We start from the raw sequence: 11,060 nt of genomic DNA, 5'->3' as shown, positions 1-11,060 counted from the left end.
GCGGGGGCCGGATTTGAACCAACGACCTTCGGGTTATGAGCCCGACGAGCTACCAAGCTGCTCCACCCCGCGTCCGATTTTTATCGAAAGGAAACAAACACGTTATCTCCTTTCGAGGCTGCGCATTATACGACTAAAATTTACTGATGCAAGGGTTCTGAAGAAAAAAAAGAATTTTCTTTTTTAAGTGCTGATTTAAGCATCAAATTGTAAAAATATTCTCTCGATAGTAGCGTAATTCATCAATTGAGTCGCGAATATCATCTAGCGCTAAGTGGCTGCCCTTTTTACTAAAACCATCTAATAGCTCTGGTTTCCATCGACGGGTTAATTCTTTTAGCGTACTCACATCTAAATAGCGATAATGGAAGTATTGCTCAAGCTCTGGCATGTGCTTATACAAGAAGCGACGATCTTGACCAATACTGTTACCACAGATAGGTGAAACTCCTTTAGGCACCCATTGTTCTAAAAATGCGATGGTTTGCGCTACCGCTTGTTGCTCGGTTACGGTGCTTTTACGAATGCGATCAACTAAACCACTATTCGTGTGTGTGTTAGTACACCAGTCATCCATTTTTGCGAGCTCTTCTTCCGATTGATGAATCGCAAGTACTGGCCCTTCAGCTAAAATGTTTAGTTGAGGATCAGTAACAATCGTCGCTATTTCAATGATTTTATGGGTTTCTGGATCTAAACCTGTCATCTCCAGATCGATCCAAATAAGATTCTTATCGCTGATTGTCATTCGATATTGCCTATTTTGTGACTAAACCATGTATGATAATACCGAAAGCTAACCAAACTGAACGATATTCTTGTGGCAAAAAAGAAAAAGCTAACTAAAGGTCAGAGTCGACGCGTTCGCTCAAACCAAAATAAACGCCTAAATCGCGATAAAGATGAAGTCCAATGGGATGAAGCCCTATTGGAAAGTGCGCGTGAAGGGCTCGTGATCACGCGCTTCGGTCAACATGCTGATGTGGAAGATCCCGAAACAGGCATTATTCACCGATGCAACCTTCGTCGTAGCATCCAAAGCCTCGTATCTGGCGATCGCGTAGTATGGCGTCCTGGTGTAGAAACCCTGCAAGGTATTGCCGGAGTGGTTGAAGCCGTGCATGAGCGTCAATCCATGCTAACTCGTCCTGATTACTATGACGGTGTAAAGGCCGTTGCAGCCAATGTCGATCGCATTGTGATTGTGTCAGCAATTTTACCTGAGCTATCTCTAAATATTATCGACCGCTACATTATTGCCGCAGAAACTATCGGTATTAAACCGCTTATTGTGGTGAATAAAGTCGATCTACTTAATCCTGAAGAGCGCAAAGCGGTAGAACAAACGCTTTCTCTTTATGAAAAAATTGGCTACCACGTTCGTTTAGTCAGCACCAATACAGGTGAAGGACTTGATGGCTTAAAACAAGACTTAAAAGATCATACTAGTATTTTCGCCGGCCAATCTGGCGTGGGTAAATCAAGTATGGTGAATGCACTGATGCCTGAAGTCGAAGCGGATGTCGGTGATGTATCTGAAAACTCTGGTTTAGGTCAACACACCACCACAGCTGCGCGCCTGTATCACTTTGCTGAAGGCGGCGATCTAATCGACTCACCTGGAGTTCGTGAGTTTGGTTTATGGCATTTAGAGCCAGAGCAAGTAACTGAAGCCTTTATTGAGTTTGAAGATTATCTTGGTGGTTGTAAGTTCCGCGATTGTAAACACAAAGACGATCCTGGCTGCATTCTTCGTGAAGCCGTTGAGAAAGGCGAGATCAGTGAAGAGCGTTTTAACAGCTATCATAAGATCATTGATAGCATGTCGGAAAACATCGCTAACCGTCAGTTCTCTCGCAATAAACCCGATTAAACACTTACCCTAAGTGCGTATCTCTGCGCACTTAGGGGAGCTCCTTATCCTTTGAATCTCCTCTCAAAAGCGTCTCCACTGATGCAGATAAACTGACTTTCCCTAAAGAGTTAGGTATCATTGCCTGTTCGGGTTATTCTCACGAACATCAAAAGAATAACTAGACTATTGATTAAGTGATATTTTTCGGAAGATTAATTGTGCTAGATAAGATTAAGATTGGTCTGCAATATTGCACACCAAAGCATGCGCTAACGCGTTTAGTGGGAAAACTGGCTTCATTAGAAGGCGGTAAAGTAACCACTGCGATCATTCGCTGGTTCATCAAACAATACAATGTTGATATGGCGGAAGCACGCAATCCCGATCCAGCCGCTTACCCAACTTTTAATGCTTTCTTTGTTCGTGAATTAAAAGATGGCGCACGTCCTATCAATGGCGATGCTCGTATTATTAGTCATCCTGCCGATGCTTGCGTAAGCCAACTGGGTCCAATTAAAGAAGGTCGTCTCTTTCAAGCAAAGGGTCACTACTTTGATGCTTGTGAACTATTAGGTGGTGATAAAGCTCTTGCTGATGAATTCATCGGTGGCGATTTCGCAACACTCTACCTATCACCAAGCGATTACCACCGCGTACACATGCCATGTGACGGTACTCTACGCCAGATGATTTATGTACCGGGTGATTTATTCTCGGTTAACCCGCTAACAGCGGAAAATGTACCAAACCTATTTGCACGTAATGAGCGTGTAGTCTGTATTTTTGATACAGAGTTTGGCCCATTGGCACAAATTCTTGTTGGCGCAACCATCGTTGGTAGCATCGAAACCACATGGGCTGGTACGGTAACACCACCAACAGGTCCAGAAGTACGTCGTTGGGACTACCCAACAACAGGTACAGAAGCAATTGTGCTGAAAAAAGGCGAAGAAATGGGTCGCTTTAAGCTTGGTTCAACGGTGATCAACCTATTCCCGAAAGACACCATCCGTTTTGTAGAAGAGATGAAACCACTACAAACGACACGTATGGGTCAACCTTACGCTGAGCAAATCACCTCAGAGCAATGATTTAACAAGCAATAAAAAAAGGGCTGAACACAGCCCTTTTTATTTTCTTAAATACACGACACGTATCTCAATCGCAGATAGCTTCATTTTCTTACCGCTATTTCACTGAAGATTCAGCGCTACTTCCTAGATCCTAAAATTTTGAATCCGCAAAAAAGATAATCTGATTTTCCTTTCTATCGCATTCGACTTACCATCATACCTAAACAGAATAAACATCGTTATTTCAGATAATAATCTATCCATCTAAACAAGCAGCGCTTTCTCTCAATGACGCAATACGACAAAGGTACTCCCATGATAAAAAAAACATCTGCCCTTCTTTTGGCCCTGCTTGCAGGAACATCTCTATCTGCACAAGCTGCTGACTGGGGATATGGCAATAGCACCGAGCACTGGTCTGACAGTTACCCAACCTGTGGCTTAGGCAAGAACCAAAGCCCGATAAACATTACTTCAGCACTCAAAGCTAACCTTGCGCCACTGCGTATTGAGTACAACGGTAAAATCACCAGTATCACCAATAACGGTCACACTGTAGAAGCAAAGGTCAGTGGTGATAATAAGCTGATTGTCGATGGGGATACTTATACCTTAAAGCAGTTTCACTTCCATACACCATCTGAAAACTACATCGACGGTAAACAATACCCATTAGAAGCGCATTTTGTGAATATGGATGATAAAGGCAATATCGCAGTTATTGCTGTGATGTTTGAAAACGGCCTACGTGAGAACGATGCTCTTAGCTCTTTACTCAAAAACATCCCAACTAAAGGTAATACCATCGACTTCACCGATGATCTGAGCCCAAATAACCTTCTTCCTCGTGAACGTGAGTATTATCAATTCAATGGTTCACTAACGACACCACCATGTACTGAAGGTGTGCGCTGGTTTGTATTAGAAACACCACAATATAGCTCAAAAGATCAAACCGAGAAACTAAATCAAATCATGGGCAACAACAACCGACCAGTACAGCCGATTAATGCTCGAATTATTGTTGAATAAACCGCTCAATAATCAATATTGAGAATTATTTGCATTTAAATGCCGGATTATCTATATTTATCAACTAAAGATAAGACGCCTTGAAATCCTACTTGCTGACTATCTAAATGAATTTAAGCTGTTTTAGGTAAATCTGCGGTCGCCCTGATACCGTTCCCTCTGACTGTTTAACCACACTCAGATGTATCAGCTTGGTTTACCTTATATGAAAAAGCACGGTGGCTACCGTGCTTTTTTGTGCCTTCAGAAACGTGCCGTTTCAATCATGCTATCGCTTATGCACGATCAATCGGAAAGGCGGTGACTTTCTCAATATGATCAAGCCCCATTGCTAGCATGATCAAGCGATCAATCCCTAACGCAACCCCCGCACAATCAGGGAAACCAGCACGCAATGCATTAACGAGATTCATATCAATTGGCTGAAGCTGTAATCCCATCTCAATCCGTTTTTGGTTGTCTTGTTCGAAGCGCTGTAATTGCTCATCGCCATTGGCAAGTTCATGAAAGCCGTTCGCCAATTCAATGCCTTTAAAATACACTTCAAAACGCTCTGCCACACGAGAGTCCGTTGGATTAATTTGTGCTAATGCTGCTTGCGATGCTGGAAAGTCATACACAAACGCTGGTACTTGCTGACCAATTTTACCTTCAACACCAATACTAAATAACAGTTGTAATAAGGTATCGCGATCTTCTTCTGGCTCGGCAATATCAGACAATCCAAGGGCTGCTGCCGCCACTTTAAGCTCTGTCATTGAGCCAGTTAAAGGGCATACCCCTAGTTGATCAATAAAGGCTTGTTGATACGTCATCTTCTCAGCTGCGCCACAACCTAGGACCAATTGCAGCAAATCGTCCATCTCATCCATTAATAAGTGATGATCAAAGTTCGGGCGATACCACTCTAACATGGTGAATTCTGGGTTATGGTAGCGGCCTGATTCTTCATTTCGAAATGACTTACAGATCTGGTAAATCGCGCCACTGCCAGCAGAAAGCAGTCGTTTCATGTGAAATTCAGGGCTGGTCATTAAATATAACGTTTGCCCATCCGCATAGCCCGGCCCTACAAACTCGGTTTGAAAAGTATGTAAGTGAATATCAGTCACGGTCGCCTGGCTCATGGCTGGCGTATCGACTTCCATCACCTCACGCTCAGCAAAAAACTGACGAATAACTGCTAACAAATGAGCGCGTTGTTTTAACTGCGCAATCGAGGCCGTAGGCTGCCAAGTAGACATAACGTTTCTTCTTTCATGAAATAGTGACAATGGCATTATTTTATCAGAGCTCAGGAATAGACGTCGCTTATTCCTTTGGTTTTCTCTTTTTTCACGGGAGATATGAATACATTATGAATAAAAAGTCGCGATACCATCAGTAAAAATATACCTTTAGCTCCCACCTTACCGCTTTTTCTCTGCTATCAAACAATCAGCCCATTAATACCAGTTTATCCTTATCTATCACTTTGTTAATCACCCCTCTACACCTTTTAAGTTTTATTGAAACCGGATTTAATTAACATTTAAGAAACATAAAAACCAATAAATACAAAGAGATAAACAATTTAAAAACATGATCAATTGTGACAAATATCACATCATTTGTAATCTTCTTACATTTTTTGACTATTTCGGTAAAAACTTGCGTCTAAATCAATTTATCTAATAACAAGGTTTCATAGAATGCGCTCAGGATTTCAAGGAAAGATGCGTTGACCGCATCTTTTTAGTTTTTTTACCGTCTTACCTTCGGAGGATAGCTGTGAAGACTATTACCACAGATATCGCTGTAATCGGCGCAGGTGGTGCAGGCCTACGTTCTGCCATCGCTGCTGCAGAAGCTAACCCAGAACTAGAAATTGCACTGATCTCAAAAGTGTACCCAATGCGTTCGCACACCGTTGCGGCGGAAGGTGGCTCTGCTGCCGTGATCAAGGACGAAGATAGCCTAGATAACCACTTCAACGACACCGTTGGCGGTGGTGACTGGTTATGTGAACAGGACGTTGTGGAATATTTCGTTGAGAACGCAACGCGCGAAATGATCCAAATGGAACAATGGGGCTGCCCATGGAGCCGTAAAGAAAACGGTGAAGTAAACGTTCGTCGTTTCGGTGGTATGAAAGTTGAGCGTACATGGTTTGCCGCTGATAAAACTGGCTTCCACATGCTACACACCCTATTCCAAACATCTATTAAGTACTCTCAAATCAAACGTTTTGACGAATACTTCGTGGTTGATCTTCTGGTTGAAGAAGGTGAAGTACAAGGCCTTATCGCAATCCACATGTCTGAAGGCGAACTGATCTGCATTAAAGCTAAATCAGTGATCCTAGCTACTGGTGGTGCTGGTCGTGTTTACCACTGTAACACCAACGGCGGTATCGTAACTGGTGATGGTATGGCAATGGCTTACCGTCATGGCGTACCTCTACGTGACATGGAATTTGTTCAGTACCACCCAACAGGTCTTCCAGGTACAGGCATCTTGATGACAGAAGGTTGTCGTGGTGAAGGCGGTATCATCGTAAACAAAAACGGTTACCGTTACCTACAAGACTACGGTATGGGCCCAGAAACACCAGTAGGCCAGCCAAAGAACAAATACATGGAATTAGGTCCTCGTGACAAAGTGTCACAGGCTTTCTGGCATGAACAACAAAAAGGTAACACCATCAAGCACCCTCTAGGTGATGTGGTACACCTTGATCTTCGCCACCTAGGTGAAGAGTACTTGCATGAGCGTCTACCGTTTATCTGTGAGCTAGCAAAAGCTTACGTAAACGTCGATCCTGCAAAAGAGCCAATTCCAATTCGCCCAACGGTGCACTACACAATGGGTGGTATTGAAACTGACGCCCACTGTGAAACACGCATTAAAGGTCTATTTGCAGTTGGTGAATGTGCTTCTGTGGGTCTTCACGGTGCTAACCGTCTAGGTTCTAACTCACTGGCTGAGTTCGTGGTATTTGGTCGTGTTGCAGGTGAAAACGCTGTGAAGCACGCTGCTGAATTTAAAGGCTGGAACGACGCTTCTATCAATGCACAAATCGATGCTGTTCAAGCACGTATCGATGCCCTAATGGCACAAGAAGGCGACGAGAACTGGGCTGATATCCGCACTGAAATGGGTCACACCATGGAAGCGGGTTGTGGTATCTACCGCCAAGAAGATTTGATGCAAGCAACGATTGAGAAACTTGCTGAGCTAAAAGAGCGCTACAAGCACATCTCTATCAAAGATAAAGGCAAAGTATTCAACACCGATCTGCTATACGCAATCGAAGTGGGTTACGGCCTAGAAGTGGCTGAAGCAATGGCGCACTCTGCGATCAATCGTAAAGAGTCTCGTGGTGCACACCAACGCCTTGATGACGGTTGTACCGAGCGTGATGATGTGAACTTCCTAAAACACACCTTAGCGTTCTACAACAATGGCGATGCGCCAATCATCGATTACAGCAACGTCACTATCACTAAGTCGCAACCAAAAGCACGTCTATACGGTGCTGCAGCAGAAGAAGCGGCAGCAAAAGATGCGACCGAAGCACCAGCAGTAACTGAGCAACAAGAGGAACAGGCATAATGTCAGCAAATCGCATTCAACTGGTTGAAATTCTGCGTTATGACCCAGCAAAAGACGCAGAACCGTACCTAGAAAAATTCGAAGTACCTTTCAATGAAACCATGTCTGTTCTTGATGCACTTGGTTACATTAAAGATCACCTAGATAAAGATCTGTCTTACCGTTGGTCTTGTCGTATGGCTATCTGTGGCTCTTGCGGCATGATGGTAAACGGCGTACCAAAGCTTGCTTGTAAGAGCTTCTTACGTGACTACCCTAACGGCGTGAAAATCGAGCCATTAGCGAACTTCGCAATTGAGAAAGACTTAATTGTTGATATGACACCATTTATTGAGCGTCTTGAAGCAATCAAGCCATACATCATTGGTAACGATCGTACACCGGAAGACGGCACGAACCTACAAACGCCTGAGCAATTAGCGAAATACAAGCAATTTGCTGGCTGTATCAACTGTGGTCTGTGCTACGCCGCTTGTCCTCAGTTTGGTTTAAACCCAGAGTTTATTGGCCCTGCTGCGCTAACCCTTGCTCACCGCTACAACCTTGATAGCCGTGACAATGGTAAAGATGAGCGTATGGAGCTGATCAACGGTGAAAACGGTGCTTGGGGTTGTACATTCGTTGGTTACTGCTCTGAAGTATGTCCGAAGAATGTTGATCCAGCCGCAGCTGTAAACCAAGGCAAAGTGGAATCTTCTAAAGATTTCGTTATTGCGATGATCAAACCGATGGAGGCATAAGGATGAGCAACCGTAAACCTTACGTTCGTGAGATGAAGCGTACATGGTGGAAAGACAGCTCTTTCTATCGCTTCTATATGATCCGTGAAGCAACTGTACTACCTTTGATCTTCTTTACTATCTGCTTAACTTTCGGTTTAGGTAGCCTAGTAAAAGGTCCTGAAGCATGGCAAACATGGCTAAATTTCATGGCAAATCCTGTAGTGATTATCCTGAATATTCTTGCTCTAGCAGGTAGCCTATTCCACGCATTTACCTACTTCAACATGATGCCGCAGGTTGTGCCTATTCGCATCAAAGGCAAGAAGCTTGATAAGAAGATCATCGTTCTTGCTCAGTGGGCGGTAGTTGCTGTTATTACCCTGTTTGTTCTAGCTATTGTTTAAGGAGTCCGGCGTGGTTAATTTACATCCTAAACGTTCTGACGAGCCAGTTTGGTGGAGTCTGTTTGGTGCAGGCGGTACTTGGTTTGCAATGATCACCCCTGTGACGATTTTAGTCTTAGGTATCTTAGTACCACTAGGTGTGATCAGCCCTGAAGCAATGACATACGATCGTGCTGCTGATTTCGCAACAAGCTTTATCGGTGCGCTATTTGTTATCGCAACCCTATCGCTACCAATGTGGCATGCCATGCACCGTGTTCACCACGGTATGCATGATTTAAAAATTCATGCCGGCGTTGTTGGTAAAGTCGTGTGTTACGCATTAGCGTTTTTAATCACTGCGTTATCGATCATCTTCGTCTTCATGATTTAATCAAAAGACGATCTTAAAAAGCACCGCTAGTCGGTGCTTTTTTATTATCAGAACAACGTACCCTTCGCTTTCAAACACGAGCTAGCAGACACAAAAAAAGGCCGCTTAGCGACCTTCTTTCTTCGTTAACTTAATAACGATATAAACCCATTAATTACTTAACGCGGCTTACGTATTCACCTGAACGAGTGTCAACTTTGATCACTTCGCCAATAGCGATGAATAGAGGTACACGAACAACAGCACCAGTGCTTAGTGTTGCTGGTTTACCGCCAGTACCTTGAGTATCACCTTTAAGACCAGGATCTGTCTCAGTTACTTCTAGCTCAACAAAGTTTGGTGGAGTAACAGCGATTGGGTTACCGTTCCAAAGTGTTAGCGTACAAGTGTTGTTCTCAACTAACCACTTAGCATTCTCACCAACAGCTTTAACGTCAGCAGCGATTTGCTCGAACGTTTCGTTGTTCATGAAGTGGTAGAATTCACCGTCGTTGTATAGGTAATCAAGATCAGTATCGATTACGTCCGCAGCTTCAACTGATTCACCTGATTTGAAAGTCTTCTCAAGAACTTTACCAGAAATTAGTTTACGGATTCGTACGCGGTTGAACGCTTGGCCTTTACCAGGCTTAACAAATTCGTTTTCGATAATGACACATGGTTCATTATCTAGCATAATTTTCATTCCGCCGCGGAATTCATTGGTGCTGAAAGACGCCATTCTAATCCTCTTAACATCTTCGAGTTGTATTTAATGTCGCATATCATACCCCTAAACGCGCCATCTGTTGAGCAAAACTGGCTGAATGATCTATCGAATGCGATATCTGATCCATTTACTTTACTAAAATTGCTCAAAATTGATCCCACACCATGGGAAAATGGCCTCGCTGCAAGGAAGCTGTTTGCGCTCCGTGTTCCATTGAGCTTTGTTGATAAAATGGAAATCGGCAACCCTTATGATCCACTTTTACGCCAAATTTTACCGTTAGCGCAAGAATTCGAAGTGCACCAAGGCTACTCTGTCGATCCGCTTGAAGAGCAGCAAAACGAAATCCCTGGTTTACTGCATAAATATCACAACCGCGTTTTACTGATAGTCAAAGGTGGTTGCGCCGTTAACTGTCGTTATTGTTTCCGTCGCCATTTTCCTTACAGCGATAACAAAGGTAATAAACGTCAGTGGCAACAAAGCCTTGAGTACATAGCAAAGCACCCAGAAATTAATGAAGTGATTTTATCTGGCGGCGACCCGTTAATGGCTAAAGATCACGAACTCCAATGGCTGATTGAACATATCGCAGCAATCTCTCATATCAAGCGTCTGCGTATCCACAGCAGACTGCCTGTCGTGATCCCTAACCGTATTACCGATGCTTTATGTCAAATACTGGCTGAGACGCGTCTACAAACGATTTTGGTGACTCATATTAATCATGCTAACGAAATCGATGATGCGCTAAACACAGCAATGCAGAAGCTAAAACAAGCCAATGTCACCTTACTGAACCAAGGTGTACTGCTAAAAGGCGTTAATGACTCAGTAACTGCGCTCACCGATCTCAGTGAAGCCTTATTTGATGCAGGTATTCAGCCTTATTACCTTCATGTATTAGACCGTGTACAAGGGGCGGCGCACTTTATGGTCGATGACGAAACCGCACGCCAATTAATGGCAGGCTTAATCACTCAAGTATCCGGTTATTTAGTCCCTAAACTCACCCGAGAAATTGGTGGACGAGCAAGTAAAACTCCCCTCGATTTACTGCTCGAATAGAAGATAAAAACCGTTATCCATTAAAAAAGACGATTGAATCGTCTTTTTTTATACCTACACTCGCATTGTTCACCTTTTAAATAAAAGTACACCTAAAAGATGAATATGCAAACTCAAACACTAAAAGAAACATCACAAACCTTTTATAAGATATTGTATTAAAAGAAAATAAATACAGCGTACAGCTTTTAAAGGAAAATACCAACAGAGCAAATGTATAACCATATTAC

At 43.3% G+C, this 11,060-nt stretch carries 12 protein-coding genes; 9 read left to right on the top strand and 3 right to left on the bottom strand.

The window, feature by feature from the left end:
• Nucleotides 1–187: hypothetical protein (locus tag E5A76_RS20525; protein WP_222932524.1), on the top strand; the 187-nt coding region annotated here is incomplete at its 5' end.
• A 15-nt stretch (nucleotides 188–202) separates the two neighbouring features.
• Here the strand turns inward: E5A76_RS20525 and orn are convergent.
• The gene (orn, locus tag E5A76_RS14380; protein ID WP_008986081.1) at nucleotides 203–748 is read right to left on the bottom strand and encodes an oligoribonuclease; all 546 of its coding nucleotides are present in this window, start codon (nucleotides 746–748) and stop codon (nucleotides 203–205) included.
• Nucleotides 749–820: 72 nt separating this feature from the next.
• Between orn and rsgA the strand changes: the two genes are divergently transcribed.
• The 3 genes from rsgA (at nucleotide 821) to E5A76_RS14365 (ending at nucleotide 3,960) form a co-directional block, all read left to right on the top strand.
• Nucleotides 821–1,873 carry a small ribosomal subunit biogenesis GTPase RsgA gene (gene rsgA / locus E5A76_RS14375; RefSeq protein ID WP_008986080.1) on the top strand — a complete coding sequence of 351 codons (1,053 nt, stop codon included), beginning with the start codon at nucleotides 821–823 and terminating at the stop codon, nucleotides 1,871–1,873.
• Between the two features lie 200 nt (nucleotides 1,874–2,073).
• A complete protein-coding gene (asd, locus tag E5A76_RS14370; RefSeq protein ID WP_008986079.1) occupies nucleotides 2,074–2,946 on the top strand; it encodes an archaetidylserine decarboxylase in 873 nt (290 codons plus the stop codon).
• Nucleotides 2,947–3,243: 297 nt separating this feature from the next.
• Nucleotides 3,244–3,960 (top strand): carbonic anhydrase, encoded by a 717-nt coding sequence (locus tag E5A76_RS14365; protein WP_161119332.1) that lies wholly within the window; start codon nucleotides 3,244–3,246, stop codon nucleotides 3,958–3,960.
• 275 nt (nucleotides 3,961–4,235) lie between these two features.
• Here E5A76_RS14365 and epmA read toward each other — a convergent pair whose 3' ends face one another.
• Nucleotides 4,236–5,204 carry an elongation factor P--(R)-beta-lysine ligase gene (epmA, locus tag E5A76_RS14360; RefSeq protein ID WP_161119331.1) on the bottom strand — a complete coding sequence of 323 codons (969 nt, stop codon included), beginning with the start codon at nucleotides 5,202–5,204 and terminating at the stop codon, nucleotides 4,236–4,238.
• Between the two features lie 526 nt (nucleotides 5,205–5,730).
• Between epmA and frdA the strand changes: the two genes are divergently transcribed.
• From frdA to frdD, 4 genes are read left to right on the top strand one after another with little or no spacing between them, the layout of a single operon-like run.
• A complete protein-coding gene (gene frdA, locus E5A76_RS14355; protein WP_161119330.1) occupies nucleotides 5,731–7,554 on the top strand; it encodes a fumarate reductase (quinol) flavoprotein subunit in 1,824 nt (607 codons plus the stop codon).
• Nucleotides 7,554–8,294, top strand: coding sequence for a succinate dehydrogenase/fumarate reductase iron-sulfur subunit (locus tag E5A76_RS14350; RefSeq protein ID WP_107167322.1), 741 nt, complete (start codon nucleotides 7,554–7,556; stop codon nucleotides 8,292–8,294). The genes frdA and E5A76_RS14350 overlap by 1 nt, the downstream gene beginning before the upstream one ends.
• A gap of 2 nt (nucleotides 8,295–8,296) precedes the next feature.
• Entirely contained in the window at nucleotides 8,297–8,680 is a 384-nt protein-coding gene (gene frdC / locus E5A76_RS14345; RefSeq protein ID WP_053987646.1) for a fumarate reductase subunit FrdC, read from the top strand.
• Nucleotides 8,681–8,690: 10 nt separating this feature from the next.
• Nucleotides 8,691–9,053: a fumarate reductase subunit FrdD gene (gene frdD / locus E5A76_RS14340; RefSeq protein ID WP_053987645.1), complete on the top strand. Its 363-nt coding sequence runs from the start codon at nucleotides 8,691–8,693 to the stop codon at nucleotides 9,051–9,053.
• A gap of 154 nt (nucleotides 9,054–9,207) precedes the next feature.
• Here the strand turns inward: frdD and efp are convergent, their stop codons facing one another.
• Complete coding sequence (gene efp / locus E5A76_RS14335; RefSeq protein WP_008986072.1) at nucleotides 9,208–9,774, bottom strand: elongation factor P; 567 nt, start codon at nucleotides 9,772–9,774, stop codon at nucleotides 9,208–9,210.
• A gap of 33 nt (nucleotides 9,775–9,807) precedes the next feature.
• Here efp and epmB point away from each other — a divergent pair, with 33 nt between their 5' ends.
• Nucleotides 9,808–10,830, top strand: coding sequence for an EF-P beta-lysylation protein EpmB (gene epmB / locus E5A76_RS14330; protein ID WP_161119329.1), 1,023 nt, complete (start codon nucleotides 9,808–9,810; stop codon nucleotides 10,828–10,830).
• Nucleotides 10,831–11,060 lie beyond the last annotated feature (230 nt).

Origin of the sequence: Photobacterium lucens (genome assembly GCF_009873615.1) — a bacterium.
Classification (GTDB): domain Bacteria; phylum Pseudomonadota; class Gammaproteobacteria; order Enterobacterales; family Vibrionaceae; genus Photobacterium; species Photobacterium lucens.
The sequence above is the reverse complement of the archived record's forward strand: the minus strand, read 5'-3'. Positions and strand labels throughout refer to the sequence as shown.

Excerpts from the sequence above, each read along its gene's own strand:
- orn (WP_008986081.1), bottom strand. The coding sequence starts at position 748 with ATGACAATCAGCGATAAGAATCTTATTTGGATCGATCTGGAGATGACA.
- E5A76_RS14365 (WP_161119332.1), top strand. The coding sequence starts at position 3,244 with ATGATAAAAAAAACATCTGCCCTTCTTTTGGCCCTGCTTGCAGGAACA.
- epmB (WP_161119329.1), top strand. The coding sequence starts at position 9,808 with ATGTCGCATATCATACCCCTAAACGCGCCATCTGTTGAGCAAAACTGG.
- frdC (WP_053987646.1), top strand. The coding sequence starts at position 8,297 with ATGAGCAACCGTAAACCTTACGTTCGTGAGATGAAGCGTACATGGTGG.
- efp (WP_008986072.1), bottom strand. The coding sequence starts at position 9,774 with ATGGCGTCTTTCAGCACCAATGAATTCCGCGGCGGAATGAAAATTATG.
- E5A76_RS14350 (WP_107167322.1), top strand. The coding sequence starts at position 7,554 with ATGTCAGCAAATCGCATTCAACTGGTTGAAATTCTGCGTTATGACCCA.
- epmA (WP_161119331.1), bottom strand. The coding sequence starts at position 5,204 with ATGTCTACTTGGCAGCCTACGGCCTCGATTGCGCAGTTAAAACAACGC.